This window comes from Aequorivita sinensis (assembly GCF_006346335.1).
Classification (GTDB): domain Bacteria; phylum Bacteroidota; class Bacteroidia; order Flavobacteriales; family Flavobacteriaceae; genus Aequorivita; species Aequorivita sinensis.
Genome location: NZ_VDMC01000001.1, coordinates 458,664 through 485,287, shown reverse-complemented (window position 1 = coordinate 485,287; position 26,624 = coordinate 458,664). Strand labels below are relative to the sequence as shown.

23 protein-coding genes are annotated in these 26,624 nt (G+C 33.2%); 3 read left to right on the top strand and 20 right to left on the bottom strand.

Annotation, left to right across the window (positions count from 1 at the left end):
• Positions 1 to 18: 18 nt before the first annotated feature.
• The 4 genes from FHP04_RS02210 to FHP04_RS02195 form a co-directional block, all read right to left on the bottom strand.
• A complete protein-coding gene (locus FHP04_RS02210; RefSeq protein ID WP_139854200.1) occupies positions 19 to 1,332 on the bottom strand; it encodes a UDP-glucose dehydrogenase family protein in 1,314 nt (437 codons plus the stop codon).
• Positions 1,333 to 1,452: 120 nt separating this feature from the next.
• On the bottom strand, positions 1,453 to 2,697 hold the full coding sequence (locus tag FHP04_RS02205; RefSeq protein ID WP_139854199.1) for an O-antigen ligase family protein: 1,245 nt from the start codon (positions 2,695 to 2,697) through the stop codon (positions 1,453 to 1,455).
• 364 nt (positions 2,698 to 3,061) lie between these two features.
• Positions 3,062 to 3,814, bottom strand: coding sequence for a WecB/TagA/CpsF family glycosyltransferase (locus FHP04_RS02200; RefSeq protein WP_246051379.1), 753 nt, complete (start codon positions 3,812 to 3,814; stop codon positions 3,062 to 3,064).
• A gap of 26 nt (positions 3,815 to 3,840) precedes the next feature.
• Positions 3,841 to 5,052, bottom strand: a complete 1,212-nt coding sequence (locus tag FHP04_RS02195; protein ID WP_139854198.1) for a glycosyltransferase family 4 protein — start codon at positions 5,050 to 5,052, stop codon at positions 3,841 to 3,843.
• 103 nt (positions 5,053 to 5,155) lie between these two features.
• Between FHP04_RS02195 and FHP04_RS02190 the strand changes: the two genes are divergently transcribed.
• Positions 5,156 to 6,421 (top strand): O-antigen ligase family protein, encoded by a 1,266-nt coding sequence (locus FHP04_RS02190; RefSeq protein ID WP_139854197.1) that lies wholly within the window; start codon positions 5,156 to 5,158, stop codon positions 6,419 to 6,421.
• Between the two features lie 480 nt (positions 6,422 to 6,901).
• Positions 6,902 to 7,999: a T9SS type A sorting domain-containing protein gene (locus tag FHP04_RS02185; protein WP_139854196.1), complete on the top strand. Its 1,098-nt coding sequence runs from the start codon at positions 6,902 to 6,904 to the stop codon at positions 7,997 to 7,999.
• A gap of 27 nt (positions 8,000 to 8,026) precedes the next feature.
• On the opposite strand, the gene FHP04_RS02180 is transcribed toward FHP04_RS02185, so the two are convergent.
• The 14 genes from FHP04_RS02180 to FHP04_RS02110 all read right to left on the bottom strand — a co-directional run bounded on the left by FHP04_RS02180 (position 8,027) and on the right by FHP04_RS02110 (position 23,296).
• Positions 8,027 to 9,289: a DUF6369 family protein gene (locus tag FHP04_RS02180; RefSeq protein WP_139854195.1), complete on the bottom strand. Its 1,263-nt coding sequence runs from the start codon at positions 9,287 to 9,289 to the stop codon at positions 8,027 to 8,029.
• Positions 9,290 to 9,318: 29 nt separating this feature from the next.
• On the bottom strand, positions 9,319 to 10,059 hold the full coding sequence (locus FHP04_RS02175; RefSeq protein WP_139854194.1) for a hypothetical protein: 741 nt from the start codon (positions 10,057 to 10,059) through the stop codon (positions 9,319 to 9,321).
• Between the two features lie 448 nt (positions 10,060 to 10,507).
• Complete coding sequence (locus FHP04_RS02170; protein ID WP_139854193.1) at positions 10,508 to 11,482, bottom strand: hypothetical protein; 975 nt, start codon at positions 11,480 to 11,482, stop codon at positions 10,508 to 10,510.
• 508 nt (positions 11,483 to 11,990) lie between these two features.
• A complete protein-coding gene (locus FHP04_RS02165; protein WP_139854192.1) occupies positions 11,991 to 12,950 on the bottom strand; it encodes a hypothetical protein in 960 nt (319 codons plus the stop codon).
• A 211-nt stretch (positions 12,951 to 13,161) separates the two neighbouring features.
• Positions 13,162 to 14,370, bottom strand: a complete 1,209-nt coding sequence (gene wecC, locus FHP04_RS02155; protein ID WP_218937251.1) for a UDP-N-acetyl-D-mannosamine dehydrogenase — start codon at positions 14,368 to 14,370, stop codon at positions 13,162 to 13,164.
• Between the two features lies 1 nt (position 14,371).
• The gene (gene wecB / locus FHP04_RS02150; protein ID WP_139854191.1) at positions 14,372 to 15,496 is read right to left on the bottom strand and encodes a non-hydrolyzing UDP-N-acetylglucosamine 2-epimerase; all 1,125 of its coding nucleotides are present in this window, start codon (positions 15,494 to 15,496) and stop codon (positions 14,372 to 14,374) included.
• Complete coding sequence (gene rfbD, locus FHP04_RS02145; protein WP_139854190.1) at positions 15,497 to 16,375, bottom strand: dTDP-4-dehydrorhamnose reductase; 879 nt, start codon at positions 16,373 to 16,375, stop codon at positions 15,497 to 15,499.
• Positions 16,372 to 16,917 (bottom strand): dTDP-4-dehydrorhamnose 3,5-epimerase, encoded by a 546-nt coding sequence (gene rfbC, locus FHP04_RS02140; RefSeq protein WP_139854189.1) that lies wholly within the window; start codon positions 16,915 to 16,917, stop codon positions 16,372 to 16,374. Before rfbC ends, rfbD begins: the two co-directional genes overlap by 4 nt.
• Positions 16,918 to 16,920: 3 nt before the next feature.
• Positions 16,921 to 17,778: a glucose-1-phosphate thymidylyltransferase RfbA gene (rfbA, locus tag FHP04_RS02135; RefSeq protein ID WP_139854188.1), complete on the bottom strand. Its 858-nt coding sequence runs from the start codon at positions 17,776 to 17,778 to the stop codon at positions 16,921 to 16,923.
• A gap of 113 nt (positions 17,779 to 17,891) precedes the next feature.
• Entirely contained in the window at positions 17,892 to 18,104 is a 213-nt protein-coding gene (locus tag FHP04_RS02130) for a hypothetical protein (RefSeq protein WP_158319106.1), read from the bottom strand.
• Between the two features lie 88 nt (positions 18,105 to 18,192).
• Complete coding sequence (gene rfbB / locus FHP04_RS02125) at positions 18,193 to 19,203, bottom strand: dTDP-glucose 4,6-dehydratase (protein ID WP_139854186.1); 1,011 nt, start codon at positions 19,201 to 19,203, stop codon at positions 18,193 to 18,195.
• A gap of 2 nt (positions 19,204 to 19,205) precedes the next feature.
• The gene (locus FHP04_RS02120; RefSeq protein WP_139854185.1) at positions 19,206 to 20,906 is read right to left on the bottom strand and encodes a DUF6909 family protein; all 1,701 of its coding nucleotides are present in this window, start codon (positions 20,904 to 20,906) and stop codon (positions 19,206 to 19,208) included.
• Between the two features lie 23 nt (positions 20,907 to 20,929).
• Positions 20,930 to 22,426 carry a GH3 auxin-responsive promoter family protein gene (locus FHP04_RS02115; RefSeq protein WP_139854184.1) on the bottom strand — a complete coding sequence of 499 codons (1,497 nt, stop codon included), beginning with the start codon at positions 22,424 to 22,426 and terminating at the stop codon, positions 20,930 to 20,932.
• A gap of 6 nt (positions 22,427 to 22,432) precedes the next feature.
• Positions 22,433 to 23,296: a M23 family metallopeptidase gene (locus tag FHP04_RS02110; RefSeq protein ID WP_139854183.1), complete on the bottom strand. Its 864-nt coding sequence runs from the start codon at positions 23,294 to 23,296 to the stop codon at positions 22,433 to 22,435.
• Positions 23,297 to 23,756: 460 nt separating this feature from the next.
• Between FHP04_RS02110 and tatA the strand changes: the two genes are divergently transcribed.
• Positions 23,757 to 23,951 carry a twin-arginine translocase TatA/TatE family subunit gene (gene tatA / locus FHP04_RS02105; protein WP_139854182.1) on the top strand — a complete coding sequence of 65 codons (195 nt, stop codon included), beginning with the start codon at positions 23,757 to 23,759 and terminating at the stop codon, positions 23,949 to 23,951.
• Between the two features lie 107 nt (positions 23,952 to 24,058).
• Here the strand turns inward: tatA and FHP04_RS02100 are convergent, their stop codons facing one another.
• A complete protein-coding gene (locus tag FHP04_RS02100) occupies positions 24,059 to 25,036 on the bottom strand; it encodes a DUF4837 family protein (protein ID WP_139854181.1) in 978 nt (325 codons plus the stop codon).
• Between the two features lie 20 nt (positions 25,037 to 25,056).
• Positions 25,057 to 26,622, bottom strand: a complete 1,566-nt coding sequence (locus FHP04_RS02095) for a LysM peptidoglycan-binding domain-containing protein (protein ID WP_139854180.1) — start codon at positions 26,620 to 26,622, stop codon at positions 25,057 to 25,059.
• Between the last annotated feature and the right edge of the window lie 2 nt (positions 26,623 to 26,624).

Below are 26,624 nucleotides of genomic sequence, written 5' to 3'. Positions count from 1 at the left end.
AATTGAATATCGTGCACATCATAAGTTCACTGCTTTTCTCCCAATTGAAACATAAGTAAACCCTTCTGCTTCCATATCGTTTACATTGTATAGGTTTCTTCCGTCGAAAATCACAGGGTTATTCAATGAGTTTTTTAATCTAGAATAATCAGGGGTACGGAAAATACTCCATTCTGTACAAATTAAAAGTGCATCTGCCCCTTCAAGTGCTTCGTACATCGATTCTGAATAATGTAATTTATCTCCAAAGCGTTTTTTGATGTTAGGCATTGCTTCCGGATCAAACACCCTAAGTTTCGCATTTAATTCCAACAAGCCATTCATCATATCGATAGATGGTGCTTCGCGAATATCGTCTGTTTCTGGTTTAAAAGCCAAGCCCCATACTGCAATGGTCTTTCCTTTTAAATCGTTGTTAAAAAACTTCTCGATTTTTGGTAGCAAAATTATTTTTTGGTCTGAATTGATTTCTAAAACTGAATTCAGAATTTTAAAATTGTAGTTTTCATCTGCTCCAGCCTTTTTTAGCGCTTTAACATCCTTTGGAAAACAAGATCCTCCGTATCCTATTCCAGGGAATAAAAATCGCTTTCCAATACGGCTGTCTGTACCCATTCCTGCACGAACTTTATCTACATCTGCACCTACTTTTTCGCAATAATTTGCGATTTCATTCATAAAGGTAATCTTAGTAGCTAAAAATGCATTAGCCGCATATTTTGTAAGCTCTGCCGACTTTTCGTCCATAACGATTATTGGATTGCCTGAGCGCACAAAAGGGCTGTAAAGTCGTTTCATTAACGCTGTAGCTCTTTCACTGCTAGAACCAATGATAATACGTTCTGGTTTCATAAAATCGTCTACTGCAAAACCTTCTCGTAAAAACTCAGGGTTGGATACTACATCAAACTCACAAGGAGCATGTTTTGCAATTATAGCATATACTTTTTCTGCAGTACCTACTGGCACCGTACTCTTATCTACAATTACTTTATAATCTGTGATTTTTTTTCCTATTTGTTCAGCTACATTTAATACATAAGACAAATCTGCAGCTCCATCTTCATTTTCCGGCGTTGGCAGGGCTAAAAAAACGATTTCAGCATGTGCTAACCCTTCATCTAATGAAGTTGTAAACTTTAATCGATTTGCTTTAATATTTCTTTCAAAAAGAAGTTCTAGGTGCGGTTCATAAATAGGCACTTCACCATTGCGCATTCTTTCTACCTTAGCCTCGTCGATATCTACACAAATAACTTCGTTACCTGTTTCGGCAAGACAAGTTCCTGTTACTAAACCAACATATCCTGTTCCTATTACTGAAATTCTCATATTTATTCCTTCCGTTGTTATTTACCCTAAACGCTTTTAATTTAAAAAAGTGCTTAAGGATATTGAAAACGGTATTTTTTTAGATTTATTAATTTGCAAAAATACTATTTGCAAATCTTTTTATTCGATTTTTGCTTTGTTGTTTTTAAGGTGATTAGCACTTGATGTTAAAGCAATAATAATATACCCCAAATAATAGGCTCCAATCTGCCTGTGAAATACATTTTCAACCATACAATACACTACCAAAATTGTAAGCATTGCTGTAGGGAAAAATTGTTTTCTAACCCTCAAGAAGCTAAAGCTTATGAAAGCTAAAAACAATAACAGCGCAATAAATCCAGCGCTTATATAAAAGTCTAGAAATTGATTATGGGTATTGTATCGTTTTGTAGTAAAGCGTTCGCGTTTTTCAGGATTTGAAATTTGCGAATCGTAACAAGACACAAGCTTTTCCTTAGTATTATAAAATCCTATTCCGTTAAATGGAACCTCATCGTTATTTATTATTTGTTGCGCGCATCCCCAAACCACTGCTCTAAGCTCGTAAGTAAGTGAGTTTTCTATAAATGCCGGCGGATTATTTTTGCTTTCTTTAATACTAGTTTCAAAATCGGTGTCACTTTTTATCATAAAAAATAGCGCCACTACTGCTGCAATAGCCCCGAGCGCAATAGCAATTTTCCAAATTTTACGCTGCCCATAAAACTGCCCTACCAACAATAATACAAACAAGGTAACCATTGCAATTTTGGAAGCCATTAATACGATGAAAAGCGCATTAACCAATATGTTTGCTAAGTAGTAATTATTGTTAGGATGATATTTCTTTTTAATTGCTTGAAAAGAGATTAATATACTGAATGTACTCAGCATGCCTAAATACAACCTGTCTATCAATAAAGATTCAACAACTTGAGGAGATTCCCCTAAGGAGAAGCTTCCCGTAGCATCAGTTATTAAAACAAAGTTATATACTGAAAAGATGATAGCCGCCAAAGCTGAAAAAATGATGGCGCTGTTAATTTTTCCAGCCCATCCAGAAGACGGATTCACATCGGATACAGGAATATAAAGAACAGCCAACCCTAAAGCAACCATTACTTTATTAATAACAGTAATATCTTCATCAAATCGACCTGCAAAATACGAGTTGATTAGCAGGTAGACTATTAACCCAAGAAAGGCAAGAATAGGAAGCGATTTAAGTTTCTTAAAATCATCTTTCTTAACTACAAATGGAAAAGCAATAACTAAAACTGCTACTAAAATGTTTGGAAGTACCCTTATATAATTATCAAAAGGGATAATGAGGTATAGCAGCAAAAAGGCAAATGGGTATATGGCAGAGAGCAGAATCCTCATTGTGTATTTTGTGTATTTTGTGTTTTCTTATTAGTGTCCAACAATGACGTACGTCGTACGACTAAAACTATAACAGCCTGATAATTAAATTACTGTAGTTTTATATACAATCAAAACGTTTAGCATAAATTATAGTTTCAAGAGCATGCCGTCAAAATTTTTAATATTTCTCTAAAAGTGTACGATAATTGAAACAAATATGTCTTTAAGCTATTTTAATGAGACACTAGTATATTTTTAAAAAATTTAGGGGAAGATAGGAAAGTCTTGGGAGAAAATAGTAGTGAGAGGTGAGTTTTTAGTGCTTAGTCCCCCTCCAGCTCCCCATAGGGGAAGCGCGAATACAGTAATGAACTTTTTAAGCTTATTTAGAAAATCGCTCTTTCATTACGAGATAGATGAACTTTGAATTGCCAACTAAGTAGCGTTTCCACATACGTTTTGGTTCTTGTAGAAAACGATAGAACCATTCGAGTCCTGCGTTTTGCATCCAAATAGGGGCTCTTTTCGTTTTCCCAGCAAACACGTCGAAACTACCGCCTACGCCCATCTTGAAATTTACAGATTTTAAAACTTCTTTATTCTCGATTAAAAATTGTTCTTGTATAGGAGATGTTATAGCTACAAACAATAGATTAGCACCACTGTCTGCAATTTGCTTAGCAATAGAAGGAGCCTCATTATGTTTAAAATATCCATTTCTATACCCTGCAAGAATGTTCTCGCTATATTTAGAAACAAACTTGTTTACTACTTCTTTAACCACTTCTTCTTGTGCACCAAAAAAGAAAACTTTATGTCCGTTATTATAAGCTTGTTTTATAAGATTTTCAACTAGATCTACACCCGCTACACGTTCTTTTAGTGGTTTTTTCAATAATTGAGAAGCCCAAATTACTGCTTGTCCATCAGCTTGAATAATATCGCTTTGATCAACATAGCTTTTAAGTTGAGCGTCTTCACGAATTTGAATAATTTTTCCCGCATTAATATCAGTCAAAGTAATATCGCCTTGGTTTTCAATTGCGTTATTTACAAGGTCGATAGTTTCTTGCATAGTTAAATTATCTATGCTTAAACCACATATAGCTACTTTTTGATGGGTGTTTTGTATCACTTTGAGGCGGATTATTCTATTTATAATTACAAAAGAGAGTTATATAATTTTTCATACATCAGAGCATTCTTTTGCCAACTCTTTTCCTGCTGTACAAACATAAGGGCATTTTCTAAAACTTGAGATTTTTCATCATCTGAAAGCTGTAAAATTCTTTTAATGGTATTTTTTAGACTTTCTTTATTTTCTGATTTAAAAACAAATCCATTCTTGTCTGGTGATATTAACGCTAATATCCCTCCTACATCACTTCCTATGAATAGCTTTTTATACGCCATAGCCTCTAAAGGTTTTAGGGGAGTGACAGATTGTGTTACGTCATTATTTAAACGTGGATTAACAATAACATCAATTCCAGAGAAAGCTTGGGGGATATCATTTGGGCTTACTTTTCCCAAATATTTAATTGTATCAATATCTGGACGACTTTTAATTACATCTATTATTGCCTCTCTGCTAATGCCATCCCCATAAATCAACAATTTATTTTTTATCCCTAAATCGTATAACTCCTGAAAACATTCTACCAAAAACTCGATACCTTCATAAGCTGTTAATGTTCCTATATAACCAAACACTAACTCTTTACGATTTTCTAATTGAGCGTTTTTACTAGTAAGTTCCTCTATATGCGCTAAGTTTACAGCATTGTTAACTACATAACTATTCTTAAATTTATTTCCTTTCGCCTCAAAATAAGTTCTTAAATCATCGTTTAAAAATACTGCTGCATCTACTTGTTTAAGTGTAAAAGTTTCTAGGGAAACTAGAAAATTTTCAATTAGAAGATCTAATTTGGTTTTTTTAGTTGTTTTATTTTGAAACATCCACAGCGACCTAAATTCATAAACCACAGGAATTCTTTTTAATTTCCCGATAAGTATTGCTGGAATACCACAATAGAACATAGCGTGTGCATGGAGCACATCAGGTTTTTCTCTTTTTACACAATGGAAGAGTTTATAGGAAAATGAAACTATCGAAAATAACTTTTTAAGCTGAACTAAAATCCCCTTTTTATTATCTGTTATTACTGTTTCTTTTCTCGAAGTGGTGCGGATATATCGAATTCCATTGATAATATCTTCTTGACCACCATCAATACTCCCTTGAAAGTCTGAAGTGATAGCAACAACATCTAATCCGATGTTTTTTTGAGACATAAGCGTATCCCTACTTCTAATACTGGATCCTGATACCTGTGGTAGCGATTGGTAAAGAATATGTAATACCTTCATATAATTATTATTGATCCAAAATATTTAATGAAATTCAAAGTTGTATTTTTGGCAAACCAATCCCTACAAGAAACAGGGCAAATATAACATTTGAGAAAAGACTATGAAAAGATTTATTCTTTCAAAACAAGAGCTTATAACCTTCATTTTAGTATTAATAGTCTGTGTTACTTTACCTGTAAAAAACAACATCAATTCGCTATCGATGATACTTTTAGGAGCGTTTGCTGCTATTGTTCTCATTTTTAAGAAACAGTTTGACTTTAAGATACTTCGAAGGTTTATTCCTTTGATTTTATTTTACATAGTATGCCTTATCAGTGTTTTTTACTCAGAAAACCAAGATTTAGCACTAAAAATGATAGGAAGATTGGTCCCCTTTCTTACTTTACCCATAATTTTTTCTATTCTACCTCCATTGAAAAAAGAAAGATATCCTAGCCTTATGAAGTTCTTTATAGGGTCAATGGTAATTGTATGTATGTTTTCTCATACTCTTGTACTAATTAAGTTGTTAAATAACAACGATAGCCTTTACAACATATTTAATAGCCATTATTCTTATTTAAGTTTGTCTGAAGATACAATAGGCATGCACTCCACCTATTACGCTTATTTAATCATTCTCGCAGTGATGTTTGTGGTTCACTTTCTTTTTAGTGAAAGAAGATGGAAGTACCGTATTCTTTACTTTTTGTTGCTAGGGTATTTCACCTTTTTTGTATTTCATCTTTCTGCTAGATTACCCATAGCCGTTTTATTTCTGTTTTATAATATCGCTCTAGTATATTACTTTGTAAAACAGAAAAAAGTATTAAAAGGAGTATTATTTCTGTTGCTTTTATACATCATCACAAGTCTTGTTATTTACAATGTTAGGATAACTAGATATCGATTTCAACAGCTTGTAGGATTTACATATTCAGATGGCACTCATTATGATGATGGAAAAGATAAAATTTTTCAATGGAAAGCAGGGGCTTCAGCAAACAAAAATGTGTTGTTTGGAAATGGCATAGGCGATGCCAACCAGAGTATTTTTGATTCTTATAATAATAGCGGGCTCCATACCTATGCAGAAAGAAAATACAACGCCCACAACCAATACATACAAACTTTTGTAGGGATGGGTGTAATAGGGCTAATAACACTACTATTTATCTTCTTCTATTACCTTCGGTTATTTTATCAACAGAAACACTTAATTGGGTTTACTTTCCTCCTTCTTACTACTATTTTGTATTTAACCGAATCTTACTTGGAACGACACAATGGTATTGTAACACTGGTATTTATTATATGTTTGTTTGTCACTCAGAGTAGTATTAAGGAAAATTTATTAACATCTAAAGAAAATTATATAAAATAAAGCGTCAAGACAAGTTAGATTTTAATCCCTTTACAATCACATCTAAGCTTTTCAGAATATCCTCCACAAACAACAACAAATTTTTTCATCATCTTCTCTTTTACTGTTATCTTTAAATAACTGTTGAGCATTTTAATAAAAATGATGTGTTGTGGGTCCTATAAAATGTATTCGATAACATCAAGTGTCATTACAACATTTTCCCTTTCGTTAATTGATTATTACTATTAAACGGAAAAGCAAAAAGGATAAAAATTCACAAAAAATTATATTGATAATTGAATGCGTTATTATTTTTCATATTAGGAAAAATCGCAAATTAAACCGTTTCCATGCTTTTTTTCTAATTTAGATTATGATTATGGTCTGAATTTAAGGGAGTATTATTGTGTACAACATTTTATTAGGTATTAATAGATTAAGTTTAGGGTGTAATGCAGAAGTGAACTATTTGCTGTTATCAAACATAAAAACATAACGATGAATAATTTTTACATAATACCTTTTATATTCTTTGGCTTTATAACTCAAGCTCAAATTGTAAACATCCCTGATGCAAACTTTAAAAACGCTTTGGTTAATACAATTTGCGCAGACACTACTGGAGATGGAATTATCAATTCTAAAGTTGACCTAAATAATGATGGGGAAATTCAAGAAAGCGAAGCACTTGCTGTTTTTGGATTAATGGTCCGTGACCAAGATATCTCTTCCGTTGAAGGAATCCAAAGTTTCACGAATCTTATTAAATTAGATGTTCGTAAAAATCAACTAACCAATATAAATTTAAGTCAAAATTTAGGGATAGAAGAATTAAATTGCAGGAACAATCTTTTAACGAGTTTAGATGTTTCCCACCTCCTAGACCTTAAAACCTTAGAATGCAGTAGCAATTTTTTAACAAGTTTAGATGTTTCTCAAAATTCATTACTTGAAAATTTTTATTGTGCAGGTAACCAATTAACATATTTAGATGTAACTAATAACCCCTACCTTCAAACTTTTGCTCCCGCCGGTAACCTTTTAACGACTTTAGATATGAGTCAGAATCCGAATTTATATTATATGTTATGTCATGAAAATTTATTAACTGAACTAGATTTATCTCAGAATCCAAAACTTAGCGCTTTAATATGTGAGGATAATCAATTGGTCAGTTTGAATATTAAAAATGGCAATAATCATATGTTGCATGATTTGTGGACAGAAAGAAATCCAAACCTAAATTGTATTCAAGTAGATGATATAAATCATGCAAATAATCAAAGTTGTGGTGGGTATGGCCTAACTTGGTGTAAATCTCCATGGACATATTATAGTGAAGATTGTAATTTAGGCACTCAAGATTTTAGTCTTCAATCCTATACAATATACCCAAATCCATCTCAAAACATTTTAAATATTAATAGCAAAGAGCCTATTGATTCGGTTCGAATCTATTCTACTAATGGTAGCCTGATAAAGGAATCAGCATCATCGACGAGCTCAATAGATGTTTCAAAATTATCTAAAGGACTTTATTTTATTCAAGTTATTTTAAATGGTAATTCTGCAACAAAGAAGTTTATAAAAGACTAGTTTTTTGGGTAATACCAAATGTGATTATCACATTTTATCCTCCGTTAATCGGTTTTTAGTATTAAACGGAAACGCAAAAAGGATAAAAATCCACAGAAAATTATATTGATATATGAATGCATTTGTTATTGAAAGAATCAATATAAATGCAAAATAAAAAATAGCACTCCCAAGATTATTGTATGTTTTTAAAAACAAAAACATTACTATAAAGAACACCATAAAGAAGATTCCAAATTTTGCATAAAGTGTTAAGTATAGATTATCGATATATATATTATAAATATCAATATTATCTCTATAATGGAACCATGGAATAAAGAAGGAAAACCCTAAACCTTTCCCTATAAAGTAATCTAAACCTTCAAAACTCTTTAAAGAACTTACGAAAGGCGAAAACCTGTTCAATAAAGCATATTGAATATAATCCGGATCAAGTAAAAGTTTAAACCTGGAAAGAGGAGATCCTTCTTCAGATTTCATTACTAAATAGCCAAAAACAGAAAGTAGACTTATAGCAGAAACTATAAAGGCAATTATTTTCGCAAATGATAATCTTAAAATGTAGTAAAGACTAATTATAATTAAAACTGAAAAAATTAGAGTTCTATTTCCGGTAAATAACAACGGAGCTAGGCAAAGCCCCAATTCGATAAATGAAAGTTTTCTTCTATTGAAAATAGCGAAAGTAAGATAAAATATTCCAAAATAGCTCCCTAAAGTCTCATATCGTAATTCTTCAAATTTGTAATATGGGTCATCAGTTAATTTAAGATGAATACTTTTAGTTACCATTAAATAAAACATAATACCAGTAACAGCTAGGTTTGCCCATAGCAATTTTAAACAAAACACCTTAGTCAATATTTTTTCAAGCCTACTACCCAGCTGATCCATAAAAATAAAGCCTAGAGGAATTAATATGAAAGGTTTTATATCCTTAAGTACGTTGGTGAATTTTCTAGATTCTTCGACCAAAAAAATATAATGAAATATATAACCTATTAAAACTACACCTAACAGTATACAACAAGTTAACAAGTTAATGCTGAACCTCCTGTTTGAAGCTACTTTTGCAAAAAACAGTATGGCAATACCAACAAAATAAAAGTAATAAAAGGAAACCTGTAATTGGGTATGGAAAGTAGTCGTAAATTTAGTAATAGGTAGCAATACTGTAAGGATTATAAATACCTTTAATGCAGTGTCCTTAAAAGATAAATTGAGTACAGTAACAATCCCTAATAACAGGTAAATTGCAGAGAACGATAAATAAATTAGTTGATCCATTACTACTCAAATTTTTAAAGAAATATGAATTATAGTGTTATATTTTTAAGGTCATCCTGCCTTAACTCATTCAAAACTATTATTAAATAGAAGGCAATAGGGGCATTATTTAAAAAATTACCTGAGATTAAAGCAGTAAGCATCAATATTCCCATTTGAACTTTTCCAAAACGCTTCATTTTATTAAAGTTCATTATATTTTTAAAATAAAAGAATAGATAAAGAAGCATTCCAACTATTCCAAAAAACAGAAAAACATCAAAAATTTCAAACTCTACGCGATATATTTCGAAATCGGTTCCTCCAAATAAAAAATTATATAAATTCCATTTTTCTGATATAACTGGAAAAAAATTATTTCTAAAATTAACATCCCTCAACGATGTCAATGAAGATATAAGGCCGCGTTCTTCATAAACAACAAGCAGCGGTTTAAAATTAACAAATATAAATTCTGTAATCTTATCTTTTAATAAAATCAACAACACTATGAGCCCAAAGAAAAACATATAAAAGCTTTTTTTAGCATATAGCCTTTGCAATAAAGTAAAATGAAATAATGTCAAAAGAAAGAAGAAAATTAATGCTTTAGTCCCAGTTAAGAAGCATACTATACTAACCAAAATTAATTCAATTAAGTTTTTTCTTTTATTGATATACTTATGTAAAAAATAGGTAAGAGCAAAAGCATTAAAGTAGGTAATCATGCTAGGTGTCATGAATGCACCACTAGAACCAAAACGATTATAATAGGTTTTAAAAATAGGCAAGTCGAAAACAATAGTAGTGATTACAATAATACTGTTAAGTATTACTATTTTCTCATATACGTAATAAAATTTTGGTGAAAAGGAATGCTTATTATTTACTAAAAACAGCATTACAAAAAACACAAAAATATAACGCCCAAAGTAAATGCAATTTTCTAAAAAATTTGGGCCTAACGTAAAGTTGTTAAAACTTAATTGTCCTATAAAAAAAACACCTGAAATACCTATTAAGAACAAAACAGTGTTTTTATGTGTTTTAAAGTTTTTTAATAAATCAAGAGCAACATACGCTATAAATAAAGCTTTAACAACAAGGCTAAAGTTGTAGAAACTCATTCTCGTATCGTATGCAATCGTCGTACTGAGCTCTGATAGAAAAAATAGAATTAATACGATTATAGGCAGGTTTTCCGCTTTGCAAAACAACTTGGTTATCGAATTGAGATCTCTACGCATATTTCAAATAAATAAATGCACCTCTAGCCGCAAAGATTATAATTAACCCTAGAACAACAAGGTTTACTGTAATTCCTAATAAAAAAAGGAGCGGCAGTAAAATAGCAAGCAAAATAAAAGTGAAAATATTTATTAAATATATATCCTGATACTTCGCCTTGGCTCCCATTAAAGCCGAAAAGAGACCATATACTAATTTAATAATCCCCAATGCAGACAATAGAATTACTAAGGTAAGATTGGTTTTAATATCTATTGTTAAAAATGTTCCACCATCTATTTTAACTAGTAAAATTACAACTGCAACAATTAAGGCTCCACCAACAAATATTTTTAATAGTTTACTGTGTAATAACTTTTTGTTTACTCCTTCTTTAAAATATACAAGTTCTTTAAAACCTACGTAATATTGTAGTAAGGTTAAGGGGAATAGAAAAATTGTAGAATAATAAAAATAATTCCCAAAAACTTCTTCTCCCAACTCATTTGCAATTAAAATTCGCTCCCCATATGAAAGGGCAGTCAATAAAGCCATATTAATTGAAAAGGAGAAAAAATAATTTAAAAGAGAACTAGTTCTTTCTTGTGAAATACTGATATTTTGATAAATATTCGAAATAGCAAATATTCCAAAAACAAAAAGTATAGCGGTGGCAACTAAAACAATATAATCTACTTGGAATGCTATAAAAAAATATAACATAACAAAAGTTAATAAAAACACCACTTTGTACCCATTGTGAAAAAGTTGCGATTTTAAAAAGTTTTTATTTAACCTCAACGTATTATAGGCTAGTATCATTGAGTTTATTGATAGCCCAGATATGGTTAAGAATATAAAGTGAAGAGATTCATATCTTAAACTGAAATAATACGAAATAACTATAGGAGCAACTACACCAGAAACTAAAATAGAAATAAAAACATCCTTTGATATTACTGTTTTTTCTGCCTCAATTTTGGACAACCGTAACATAATTTGATCAAACCCTACTAGCCCAAATGAAACTATTATTGATAAATAAGTTATATAAAGTGAATACGTATTAAAGGATTCTGGGATGAATTTCTTTATAAATAAAATCAATACAAAGTTACTCAACGCACCCAATACCACTACAAGTAGAGAAACATTGTTAAAAATTAGGGGTTTTATTCTACCTATCAGTTTCAAATTTCAAAACCTTTAATGTTTGTAGTGTGTTTTATCATCAAAAAGAATGTGTTTAACCTACTTATGCGTTATTACACACAAGGTTTTGGTACTAGAACAAGTTGTGAACTTATATAATCACTATAAAAAGATTATAGTATAAATTAACACACCATTCATCTTAATAATTTAAAATTGAAAGCAATTAAACTTTAAACTACCTTTTAATTACACTTTAGTTATTTAAGTTAGTAATGGGTTACAAAACTATATAGCCAAAAGCTTTTACCTTCTAAACAGGTATTATTTATTAATATACATTTTACTCTTGTTCCGCGTATTGTCGTAAGTATTTAAAAGCATAAATTATAAAAGCTCCTAAAGAAAATAAGAAAATAAAGATTATAGGATATTTAATTTTATTTGAAAAGTGGTGTATTTCTTTATTGTAATCCATACTTACCAATCGAACAACATCTTTGTAATCAACTCGTTTTTTTTCTATTTCAAGTACTTTATCTAAAATTTCCTTTTTTCTATCAAATAAAGCAAATAGATTACTGTTTTCATTAATGATCACACCCGATAATTGATCCTTTTGGTTACTGTTTACAACACTAGATAGAATAGAGTCTATTTGTGCATTCATTTTTCGGTATTCATCAACCTGATAATCCGCATTTTTTTGATATAAAGAGCTGTACTCACCGTAAAGTTGATTACTATTCCAATAATCTAAAATTTTTGATATCACCATTTCTGGGTTAACTTCACCCCTTGTAACGAAATTAATCTTATGATATTTAAAATACTTGCTGTTGGATAAATCCTCAAAGAATTTATCTAATTCCTGATTCTGATATATAATTCTAAAAACATCCGTCTGTTCTTTAGACTTAGTCATCATATTATAAATATCAGAAATTGGTTCTATTTCAATTTTCTTAATTGCTCCAAAATCTTCTGCAAGAACTTGTTTTAAGAAAACAGTATCTCGCGTTTTAATCTTGTTATTAAAGTATTCTATATTGTTATATAAATAATCAACACTTTCAAAGTTTGGAATAATAATTCCTTGGTTTTCATATTCGTTTTTAGCATTACTATCTAAATAGAACCCATAAGCCACCCCTAATAGAATTAAAGCTAGTACAACTATCCAAAATTTTAAATAAAAATCTAAAACTTTAAAGACGAGTTTAATTAAATTTTTTGAAGTCTCTTTAAGTTTTTTAAACAGATATCCTAAATCTATTTCCTCTACTGATTGTTGCTGCGCCATAAAATATAATATTATGAATTATTTTGACTTTAAATATTTAAAACTGATGCAAGTCTATCGCATAAGTTTCTAGATGATATTAAATATTAAACTAAACCCTTTTAACAATGTTTCTTGAATTGTAAAATTAGGGTAAGATTTGCATTTAACAAGAAATCTTTTTTAATGATTACAACTAGGCTCAAATTAAGTGTTTCTTGAGAAATACATGTTAACTTCTAATCCCACAAAAATCTAAAACCTGCATATCTATATCTCCATTTAAACCTTTAAACTCGTTATGAGCTACTAAGAATACCATAATATCACATTTCTTCTTGGCATCTGATAAAGATGTCAATTCGTATACACTATGCTCCCTTAAATTTGGTTCAACAAATAAAACATTAAACCCATCTGTACTAAGTTGATCTGCTACATGTAATGCTGGTGATTCTCTTAAATCATCAATATTAGGTTTAAAAGCAAGGCCCATGCAGGCTATTACTGCATCTCTTCCGTTATCAATTTTAAACTGAAGTGCAGCATTTTTCACTTTCTCTATCGCCCACTCGGTTTTGTAGTTATTTATCTCACGTGCAGCGCGTATCATTTTTGCTTCTTCAGGAAACTCTGAAACAATAAACCACGGATCTACTGCAATACAGTGACCTCCAACCCCTGTTCCTGGTTGTAAGATATTTACTCGAGGATGTTTATTGGCTAATCGGATTAATTCCCAAACATTGATGTCTGCTTTATCACAAATCATTGATAACTCATTTGCAAATGCTATTTGAACATCTCGAGATGAGTTTTCAACCAATTTGCACATCTCTGCAGTTTGTGAGTTGGTTTTATGTAATTCTCCTTTTACAAAATTTTTATAGAAACTTACAGCTTTGTCGGTAGAAGCTTCATCAATTCCCCCTATCGCGCGATCATTTTGCTCAAGTTCATAAATTACATTCCCTGGCAATACGCGTTCTGGACAATAAGCAATGTAGATTTCGTCTTTTAAGTCAGGACGTTCCTCGTAAATTATTTCTCGAATTTTATGAGTAGTTCCTACTGGACTTGTAGATTCTAAAATAACCAAGGCACCTTTTGTAAGGGTAGGTATTATATTCTTTACGGCACTTTCAACATAAGCGAGGTCAGGCACGTGTTTGCCTTTAAATGGAGTTGGCACTGCAATCAAATAAACATCTGCCGTTACAGGCTCTGTAGATGCCTTTAATAAGCCGTTCTTCACTACGTGATGCACTAATCCGTCTAATTCAGGCTCAACAATATGGATTTTACCTTCATTTATTGTATCGACTACACTTTGACTTACATCAACACCTGTTACATTTATTCCTCTACTAGCTATTAAGGCTGCTGTTGGCAACCCTATATAACCAAGTCCCATCATTACTACTGTGGGTTTATTATCCATATTATTTCTTTTCAATAAAATTAACGATTCTTTCAGATGCCTTTCCATCTCCATAAGGATTGTGCAACATACTCATCTCGTTATAGTATTTTGTATTATTTAATAGATTATTCGATTCTTCAACAATTCTATCTGTATCGGTTCCTAATAAAATAACAGTCCCTTCTTCAACCGCTTCGGGGCGTTCTGTTGTTGTTCTAGTAACTAACACTGGTTTACCAAGACTAGGTGCTTCTTCTTGAATACCACCACTATCTGTAATAATTAAATACGATTTTTCCATCAACCAAATAAAAGATGGATAGGCTAATGGCGGCACTAAATAAATATTAGTAATTCCAGAAAGAAGTTCGTTTACAGGTCCCTTTACATTTGGATTAAGGTGAACTGGGTATATTATCTCTACATCGGGATTATTCTCTGCAATTGTTTTTAACGCAGAACATATTTTTATAAGCCCATCTCCGTGATTTTCTCTTCTATGTCCTGTTACAAGAATTATCTTTTTCTGAAAGTCTAAAACTGTTTTTAAGTTCTCGATTTCATCATCCTTAAAATCGGCTGCATTTACCTTTTCGATTCCGTAAAGCAGCGCATCAATAACAGTATTCCCTGTTACTAAGATGTTTTCTTCTTTAGTGTTTTCAGCTAATAGGTTGTTCTTTGAAAGCTCTGTTGGAGAAAAATGAAAATCTGCAATTTTTCCTGTTAATTGACGGTTAAACTCTTCTGGAAAAGGATACTGCCTGTTAAATGTGCGAAGTCCAGCTTCTACGTGGCATATTTTTGCGCCGCTATAAAATGCTGCAATACCAACTGCCATAGAGGTGGTTGTATCTCCATGAACGTAAACATAGTCTGGCTTTACCTCATCTAGAACAGGCTTCATATTTTCTATAATGGATGCCGTTAAAGTATAAAGGTTCTGGTTAGGGCGCATTAAGTTTAAATCGTAATCAGGTTTAATTTCGAAGAATTCAAGTACCTGATCTAGCATTTCACGATGTTGAGCCGTAACGCAAACAGTTGTTTCAAAATTGTCGTTTTTTAAAAACTCCTTAACTAATGGAGCCATTTTTATAGCTTCTGGGCGTGTACCAAAAACTATTAAATTTTTTTTCTTCATTTATTCTCTCTCAAAATTATTACTAATCATCATTTTTCTTGTTAGCGTTTGCAAGCTTTCCTGCCAATTTGGTTGTTTTAAATTCAAAACATTTTTTGCTTTTGTATTGTCTAAAACACTATACTCTGGCCTTGCGGCAAAAGTACTGTAATGGTTGGTTTTTGCAAGATTTGCTTCTTCTAATTTTTTGGTTTGCAGTAGTATTGCTTCCGCAAAACCATACCAAGTTGTTTCACCTCCATTGCTGTAATGATAAACGCCATACTCTTTGGAATCTTGTGCAATCATTTGCAATAAGGCTTCCGCCAAATTATTTGCATTGGTAGGCGTTCCCGTTTGCTCGGTGGTTATGGTGAGCGGTGTTCCTGCTTCAGCGTATTTCAAAATAGTTTTAAGAAAATTATGGCCATATTGCGAATAAAGCCACGAAGTGCGTAGAATAAAGAATGCACTACAGATTTCTTGTATATACCTTTCTCCCTTCAGCTTTGAAGCGCCATAAACATTAATCGGGTTGGTAACATCATTTTCTGAATACGCTTTGCTTTTTTTGCCATCAAAAACGTAATCTGTAGAAACGTGCAATAAAACAACATTGTGCTTTGTGCAAATTGAAGCTAAGTTTTTAACAGCTTCTGCATTAACAGCAAAGGCTTTTTCGGCGTCGCTTTCTGCTTTCTCTACATTGGTGTATGCTGCTGTGTTTATGCAATGAGTGAAGTTATTTTCGCTAAAATATTTCTTCAGCAACTCTGGGTTTTCAATATCTAATTCTTGCTTAGAAACAAAGACAAATTCAAAGTCGGAAAATTCGGCTGCCGCATCTTGTATGCATTTTCCCAATTGTCCGTTTGCGCCTGTAACCAGTATTTTTTTCATGAAATAGCTTCCTTAAAACTAGGAAGTTCTTGATCTTTTGCTGAAACAATAAATTCTTCCTTTGGAAGATGCCAATCTAGTGCTAAGGTTGCGTCGTTATAGATTATTCCTCCTTCCGAAGCCTTGTCGTAAAAATTATCGCATTTATATGAAAAAATCGACTGCTCCGAAAGCGTTATAAATCCGTGTGCGAAACCTCGAGGGACGAAGAGTTGTAAGTTTTCAACATCGTCTAATATTATTGAAAATGACTTACCAAAAGTTTCAGAGTTTTTTCTGATGTCCACAACTATGTCTAACACTTTCCCCTTAGCCACCCGAACCAACTTTGCTTGAGCCATATCACCCCGTTGAAAATGAAGTCCGCGTAAAACACCTTTTGATGAAATAGACTGATTATCCTGAACAAAATCAATGTTTAATCCGGTTATTTTCTGAAATAATTTTTGGTTGTATGTTTCATAAAAGAATCCGCGTTCATCTTGAAAAACGCTAGGTTTCAATATAAAACAATCTTTTAAAGGGGTTTTTAGTAGTTCCAAAGTTTAATCTAGTTGAAGTAAATGTTTTCCATAGCCGCTTTTAAGTAAAGGTTCGGCTAAGGCTATTAATTGTTCTTTTGAAATATATCCCATTTCGTAGGCTGCTTCTTCTATGGCGCCAATTTTTAAACCTTGACGTTCTTCTATAACCTCAACAAATTGTGCGGCTTGCATTAAAGAAGCAAATGTTCCTGTATCCAACCAAGCGGTACCCTTATCCAGAATACTTACGCTTAGTTTTCCCTGTTTTAAATATTCGTTATTAACATCGGTAATTTCTAATTCGCCGCGGGCACTAGGCTTTATATTTGCAGCAATTTCAACCACACTATTGTCGTAAAAATAAATTCCAGGTACAGCGTAATTCGATTTGGGGGTTTTTGGTTTTTCTTCTATGGAAAGTGCTTTTCCAGACTTGTCGAATTCCACAACACCATAACGCTCGGGATCTAAAACGTGATACGCATAGATAACGCCTCCATCAGGATCATTGTTTGATTGTAAAAGTTCTTTTAATCCTGATCCGTAAAATATATTATCGCCCAGAATTAAGGCAACCTTGTCGTTTCCTATAAACTCTTTTCCTATAATAAAAGCTTCTGCTAGTCCATTTGGATTGGCTTGTTCGGCATATTGAAAGTTACATCCCAGTTTTTTACCGTCCCCTAACAATTGCTCAAAAAGAGGAAGGTCTTGTGGCGTAGAAATAATCAAAATATCTTTAATTCCCGCAAGCATTAAGGTTGATAACGGATAATAGATCATCGGTTTATCATAAACAGGCATAAGTTGCTTGCTTACAGCCAAGGTTATAGGGTGTAACCTTGTTCCTGAACCACCTGCTAAAATTATTCCTTTCATATATTTTTCTTTATTAAAACAGATCGGAATGAAACCGAGTAATTTGTTCTAAGATATTTTTTTAAAAATTACTATCGCTCTTCAAATTTAAATAAGTGAAAAACATTAGACCTCTAATTCCCTTTTTTTAAGGATTTTATCCATTTATCATAACTCTGCACCGCATTAATATCCGCATCATTCTCTGAGTCATAGTTAGATTCTTCAGGGGCGTTGTTCAAATAGTTTTCCAAATCCTTGTGCAGTAATACCTCAATATAATTATTTAAACTTCTTTTTTGAGATTTTGCTTTTTTCTTAGCCGCATCAAGTAACTCTTTATCCAATCTGAATGCTGTTTGAACTCTCATACTTAATCATATTTTCACTTGAACTGTCAAAACTACCAACTAACAGAGTGTTATACAAGTGTTATTAAAGTCTGTCTTGATTGTTTAAATACCAAGCAATTGTTTTTCTAATCCCTGTTTCAAAATTTTCATCTGCTTTCCAACCTAGCTCATTTTCAATTTTTGAAGCGTCAATTGCATACCTAAAATCGTGGCCTGGCCTATCGGTTACAAAAGTAATTTGTTCTTTATACGAAAGATTTCTGGGACGCATTTCATCTAGCAATCCGCATATTACATTGGCTATATACAGATTTTCACGTTCGTTGCGACCTCCAATATTATATGTTTCCCCGAGTTTTCCATTTTTTAGCGCTAAATAAATTCCGCTGCAATGGTCTGTAACATACAACCAATCCCGCACGTTTTTACCGTCTCCATAAATTGGAATTGGTTCTCCTGAAATTGCCTTGCGAATAATTGTTGGAATAAGTTTTTCTTTATGCTGATTCGGGCCGTAATTGTTAGAGCAATTTGTGGTTACTACTGGCAATCCATAAGTGTGAAAGTAGCTGCGAACTATAAAATCGGAAGAAGCTTTAGACGCACTATATGGGCTATTTGGTGCATAAGGTGTTTTTTCGGTAAAAAGTCCCGTTTCTCCTAAGGTACCATATACCTCATCTGTGGAAATGTGAAGAAAACGTGCATTATCAAATCCATCCTTAAATTCGTTTGGGCTAAACATCCAAGTTTTGTAAGCACTTTGTAGCAAATTAAAAGTGCCTACAATGTTTGTTTGAATAAACGCTCCAGGACCAGAAATTGAATTGTCCACATGACTCTCTGCTGCAAAATGAACTACTTTATTAAACTGATGTTTTTCGAATAAATCATGAACTAATTTGGCATCACAAATATCGCCTTCTATGAAGGTGATTTTTTGTAAAACACTCCCCAAATTCTTCAAATTTCCGGCATAAGTTAGCTTGTCCAGCACGAAAATTTCGTCTTCTGAATTTTTTAGGACGTATTCTACATAATTAGAACCTATGAATCCTGCACCACCGGTAATCAGTACTTTATCGTCTATCAAAATTATTTTTTAGGAGTGTCTAATATTTGTTTTAACATTTTTTCGGTGATTAAATACGTTGGTTTTACCCCAGTTGTACCCAAACCACCAGAAGCTAAAGTACTTCCAGTTTCTAATGGATTATCTGAAGCATAATACGCATATCTAACCTGTACTTTTGAACTAATACTTCTTCTAATTTTTGCCGCTGCTTGAATAGCTTTTTGGTAATGGGCACCTTCCATTTCTAGACCAATAACATTCCAAGTTGAGTTGTGAAAAAACTTAAGTACATCTCTATTTTGAAGTGAAGTTCCCAACACCGAAATCATCGTTCCCGTGTACACATTTACATCGTGATTTTTAAAATCGGACTTGTCTAGTCTGTTTTTAAATGGATAATTATCTGCTGTTCCCTCGAAAACGTGCGCAGAAGGAATCATTATATCTCCTTTTCCACCTTCAAGAATCCCTGCTTTCCCCATAATAGAAACAGAAGCTACATTCAATAAATGACGAATATTATTAGCGTCTTCAAATGGTTTAAGCAACTCGTCCATCGTTTCATAAGCCTGCTCGCCAAAAGCGTAGTCCATTACAACAATTACAGGTTTCTTATTATCAACAACATCGGCTAATCCCTCAACATATGGGCTATTCTTGATTTTGGCAGTGTCTATAATCTGAACATCTATATTGGTACCACTTTGATCTTCAATAAAAATCATGCCTTCAGAAAGTGCTGTTTTGTTTACTTTCTCGCGCATTTTGGTATTAATAGGGCTACTTAAAGCTTCGAAAACCTGTAGTGGCTTTTTCTTTGAAAATTCGGTAGGTAGTGCTTTTTCGGCATATAAAGTGTTCATTACACTATGCATATTTGCACTTATTATGTGAACAGGACGTTCTAAAAGACCTTCCTTTTGCAGCACTTGCTTAATTTTATAAGCCCATTCTTCACCGTGTATATGATGCCCTAAGCGTTCACGCAATACAGGACTAAATGTGATAAGACGTTTATTGTTTTCAGTAACCTCTTCCATCGCTAATTTCCCCATAAAGTAAATTATGTTGAAAAAGCGATTCTCGTTGCTTTCAGTGGCAAAATATGGGAAGATGTTTTTTACTTCTTCAAAAGTTCTTCCTAAGAAGTTTGCAGTATGTGTAAGTGTTACTTCTTTTTCTTCTTGGGTAAGTTTACCTTTTTTAAACACAGCTTGCTCTAGCTTCTTCCAATCGCGAATTACCTCTCCAGAATGTTCAATAAGCACTTGCTCCATTATTTTGTGCGATTCAATAAAAAGGAAGGTTAAATGCGTTAGAATATCGTAAATCTCCGACCTACCTCGGGTAATTTCTATATTCATCTGTTCATCGTCTATGCGATAACAGTTTCTACGACGTTTTAACGGAATTATGGGCTTAAAATGTGAGTCTTTGTAGCCTTCATCGCTAGTAAGATTAATAAATCTACATTCTTCAATGCCTTCAGGCAAACGATCCATAATGTAGAGCAAACCTTGTAATTCGGTTTTTTCTTCTGTTAACGATCCATAAATTTCGGGACGTAGTGTTAACAGTGACTCTCGAAGCGATTCTCCCGATACGCCCATTGGTTTATAAAAACCTCTATTAAAGAGGTGGCGCATTGTTATATATAGCCTCTCGATGGCTCCTGTGCTTTCTTGAGCACGTGTTCTAGTATGTGATTTTAATTTATTCATTTAGAGCAAATATAAGACTAATTTTAAGGTTGAATTTCGAGCAAAGCATCTGCTATTTTACGATCGTTAGAAAGTCGAGGCACTTTATTTTGACCGCCTAGCTTTCCCTGAGACTTCATATAAGCTTGAAAACTATCTTTTGTAAGTGAAGATACTTTTAAAGGTTGAAGAATTTTTCCTTCAATTAAATCGAAGTAATACGAATTTTGACGTTGCATTTCAGCATCTAAGAAAGCAACAACTTCCTCAATATTTTCGGGGGGTTCAGAGAATTCTACCAACCATTCGTGATAGGGTAACGACCCGTCAGGAGGTGTAATTTGTGGGGCTACAGTAAATTCAGAAATAGAAAAATGAAACTTTGCAATTGCTTTGTTCATCGCTTCTTCTACTTCCTTCCCAATCACGTGTTCGCCAAAAGCAGAGATAAAGTGCTTAATTCTACCAGACACAATTACTCTGTATGGTTTTGTGGAAGTAAACTGTATAGTATCTCCCAAATTGTATCCCCAGAGTCCCGCATTTGTTGAAATTATCATTACATAGTTAACGCCAATTTCAACTTCACCAATGGTAAGCCTTTTAGGGTTTTCATCAAAGAATGTTGAGGCTTCTATAAATTCATAAAAAATACCTGAATTAAGGAGTAATAACATACCCTTGTCGTTTTGACTGTCTTGATACGCAAAAAAACCTTCACTTGCGGGGAATAGCTCTATACTATCAACTTTTCGTCCGATTAAAGTTTCGAATTTAGCTCGGTAGGGCTCAAAATTTACCCCTCCATAAATAAAGAGGTTGAAGTTTTTGAAGAGATCGCCTACTTTTTTCCCCGTATTGCTTTGAAGCTTTTCAAAATACATCTGAACCCAAGAAGGAATGCCGCTAATTACGGTCATATCTTCATTCTTGGTTTCTTCAACAATAGCATCTACTTTCGACTCCCAATCTTCTATGCAATTAGTTTCCCAACTTGGCAAACGATTTTTTTGAAGGTATGCCGGTACATAATGCGCCACAATTCCTGAAAGTCTACCTAGTTTAATCCCATTTTTTTCCTGCATTTCTGGACTTCCTTGAAGAAAAATCATCTTCCCATCTACAAAATCGGCTTTTCCAGTTTCGTTTATATAGCACAGTATAGCGTTTCGAGCCGCCTGAATATGAAATGGCATAGACTCCTTTGTAAGCGGAATGTATTTAGCACCAGAGGTTGTTCCTGAAGTTTTTGCAAAATACAACGGTTTATTGGGCCAAAGCACATCTGCTTCCCCAGAAACGGTTCTATCTACATAAGGTTTTAGTGCTTCATAATCTCGCACAGGAACTCGAGTGGCAAAATCCTGAAATGTTTTGATATTCTCAAAGTCGTGGTCTTTTCCAAAGGCTGTGTTTTTTGCCTGAGATATCAAACTATTAAAAACTTTTTGTTGTGTTTCAACAGGGTTTGACGCCCATTTCTTTATTTGAAAAACAACAATCTTTGAAAATATTTTAGCAGAAAATGATTTTATAGACATAAGAAATTAATCAAAATCGATGAAACTTGTTGGATTAATTGGAAAACCGTCTCGCCACAATTCAAAATGCAGGTGTGGTCCAGTGGTCAGTTCGCCTGTATTACCTACAATGGCGATTACTTCACCACCCTTTACAACTTCCCCCTGCCCTTTGGTTAACAATCCATTGTGCTTGTAAACAGAGATTAAATCGTTGCCGTGTTTAACGATAATCACATAACCCGTAGCAACAGTCCATTCGGCAAAAATAACCGTACCGTCTGCTACCGCTTTTACGGGTGAGTCTTTTATAGTAACCACATCCACAGCATAGTGTTTTGCCTTAGAATCATATGGCTCTGTTATGGTTCCTTTTACAGGGGCAAATAGCACGTATTTCTGAACTTGTTGCGCAGCTAGAGGATTGTATTTATCTTCTTTTTCAACTTGTTCCCGTAATAGAGAATCTTTTCTAGATATACGAACCAATACCGAAGGGTCTGTTTTGGCAACTTCAATAATTGAATCCTTATTAAACTCAACCGTTTTTACATCTCCTGTAAGCACTTTTTTTATCGAAGCAAGGTATTGATCATTTACACTAATAACTTGCTGTAGCGAGTCTGTTTGATATGCTAGCTTTGCAGCCTTCTTCTTTAAAGTGGTAGAAGAATAACCAGGTATATATTCACGTAAAGGAGTGAAAGCGATAATTACTGTTGTAGTTATTATTAAGAAAAGAGAAGAGAGTACAGTAAAGATAAATACATTTAGTCTATTAAGCTTAAATGAAAAGCGCTCTTCAAAGGTTTCTTCATTCAAGATTACCAAACGGTATTTATGTAACAGTTTCTTCTTGAACTTCTTGGTTCTTTTTTCTTTTATAGACATATTTTTTATTTGTAATTGCCTTTAAATCCTTTAAAGGAATGACGAGTTTAACGTTCTTATAACGCAAGGCTAATCCTTTCAATTATCTAAATCTCCAAATCATTTTTCATCTTACGTCTTATGGCTTTATAGTCATATTTCCCATAAAGGAATTTTTAGAGTACAATCCATTTGCTCTCTACAAATATAAATTATTATAAGGACGTATAATCTTTAGATAAGGGATATAAGGTTAAATTTAAATATTAGAGGGCTTTTAGAAATTGTTACTAAGAGTAAACAAACGCTGTTTGAATGGAATTATATTGAAGTTACCCACATATTTAGATTACTATAAAAATTTATTAGCTCTTTACTTTATACATATAAAGAAAATATAAGGCAATGATGCTAAAATTGGATTGAAAACGTTCTATCTAAACAATTCTTGTTACCTTTGCCAAACTAAAATCTATGAATTATGACTAGTTTATTTTTACCTTTTATCGCTATAGGGCCTTGGCAGATTGTATTGATTGTTGTGATTGTACTACTGCTTTTTGGTGGAAAGAAAATCCCAGAGCTTATGCGCGGTTTGGGTAGTGGTCTTAAAGAATTTAAAGACGCTTCCAAAGAAGACGAAACTCCAGAGAAAAAAATTGACGAAACCAAATAACTTTCGTTGTTATATTTAATAAAAAGAGCCTTTCAGTTTAAAATTGAAAGGCTCTTTTTGTATTTATGCTCTTCCAGTGTTTTTAATGCAGGAAGCGTTTTAATTTTTTACTCAAACTTAGCTGTATTTAAAATAGATTCTAGCTCAAATTGTAGATCTCTCTTAGATGCTCGAGGCGCATAGGTAAAACCTTCTAATATTAAATAGCGATTGTTCTTTTCATCTTTAACCGCATAGTTAATAAATGGCCCGCCCATCCAAGCATCTTTCACCTCCCAAGTTCCCTTGGTCTCATAAGCAAACTTGCCGTCAATAGTCGTTTTAAACAAATATGGGGCATAAGCATCTTCGGTAATAAAAGCACTATCGTCTTCAACAGGTAGTAATTTACTTCCTATCGAATCGCGAATGTTTATAATATCTCCTACAGCCGTACTGTCGTTCTTAATCATATCTAACGGTACAGGATAGATTAATATGTTGGTAGTTCCATCTTTTAAATCTTTGCGAAGCCAGAAAAATTCATCTGTTGCTTTTGCAATGCGATATGCCGTAGGAACTTTTAAACTAACCCCCATCAAACTCTTTAAAGTGTCTAATTTTAGCAATGAAATTGAGGTTCTTCGTTGACGTTCTGTTATTTCAGACTTATAAAAAGATTCGATAATCTTATCGGCGTTTTTATTGATAAGCTCTACCAATTTTTCTTCTGAAGTAGCCTTAATTATGGCTCCGGTTTGCGGCTTGGCATATTCATTAGTAGCAAGTGTAACCTTATCCTCATTTCCTAAGGTAACATAAAGAAAAAGCCTGTTACTACGTGCAAAACCAGTAAATATTTCAGGCTGTAATTGATTCATTGAAAACAATGGCTCATCTTGAGGAAGGCCATCTGCAGGAGCTGCAAAATGTTTGCGAATTGCCTCCCCTGTCGCACCATTCCACAAGTCGTTAGGAGTTATAACTTGAAGAGAGTTTATATTCCCAACAGAATCAGGAACAAGGGATTTGTCTTTCTTTCCATTGTCGGTACAAGAGGTAAATACAAGTAAAAACGAAAGCAGTAATACGAATGTTGATCTCATTAAAAGGATATTTTAGGGAACTATCCTTTATAAATTTTAAGTTTAGTTCCGGGCTTTATATTATTACCACTAATATCGTTCCATTTTTTGAGGTTCTGTACTGAAACACCAGGAAATTTTTGAGAAATAGTCCATAATGAGTCACCACTTCTAACTGTGTAAGTTTTTTCCGCAGTGTTAGTTCTTTTTGCAGGCGCATTACTTGCTATGTCTTGAGGGTTCTTTTTAGGATAAATAATTAAATTTTGACCTACTTTCAAGTTGTTGCTTCGCATCCCATTCCAATTCTTAATTTGGCTAACTCCTACACCATATCGCTGGGCAATTTTCCCTAAGAAATCTCCTCTTCGTACGCGATAACGAACCTTTTCAGGTTGATCGTACATTTCTGGAGCCTCTTCTTCTACATTTTCCTGTTCTTTATTAAGATGTGCATAAATAGCATCTTCATTGTTTACAAATGTACCAACTGATGTTAATGGCAATCTAAGAGTATAGTTTTCTCCTTTAACTACAGGAATAATCCCTAGTTTATAGGCAGGATTTAAAAACTCCAATTCTTCTATGTCTAGGTTTGTGAGTTTTGAAACTTGATCTAATGTAATTTGTTGCTTTACTCTAATAGTATCTGTAGCTACGTATGGTATTCTCGCTGCTTGTTTTTTAAAACCGTGTTCTTCGGCATATTCAAAGATGTACATTGTCGCTAAGAAAGCAGGGACATATCCCGCCGTTTCACGTGGAAGAAAGCTGCGTAAATCCCAATAGTTTGTTCTTCCGCCAGAACGACGGATTGCCTTTGATACATTCCCAGGTCCTGAGTTATAAGCTGCAAGTGCCAAATCCCAATCATTAAAACTGTTATTTAGGCTTTTTAGGTATTTACAAGCTGCCTCGGTAGAACGAATAGGGTCTGATCGCTCATCTACGTATGAATTTACATCCAATCCAAACATCTTTCCTGTAGGATACATAAACTGCCATAACCCGGTTGCCCCAACCCTAGACTTAGCCGATGGATTAAGCGCAGATTCAACAATTGCTAAGTATTTTAATTCTAACGGAAGATTGTGCTTGTCTAATTCCTGTTCAAACAGTGGGAAGTAGTACTCACTTAAACCCATTAATCGCTCAATTCCGCGACGTCTGTTTTTTAGGTATTGCTTAATCACACTTTCTAATGAAGGGTTGTACTCAACATTAAAAGGTGTGCGAGCATCTAGCTCTTTTAAACGTTGCTTTAAGACTTCAGTAGGAAGTTCTTCGTATTCAACAGGCTCGTATTCTTGGTTTACAATGCTATTATAGATATCGTCAAAAAGATCGGATTTGTAAAGCTCCTTAAGCCACAAACTATCCTTTTTTCTGGCCAATGCCATATCTTTTAGATTGTATACAATACTATCTTTAACTCCTGTAGCAACAATTGTGGTTGGTAAATCACTAGAAATTTTAGTGACTTTAATAGAGTCAACAACTTTGATTTTTTTAGTATCAATACTTTTGCTCTGTTTCTTTCCTTGTTGTGCAAAACTCATACTGAAGGCTAGCATCAACATGAGTGGAAGGATTTTATTAACTTTCATTA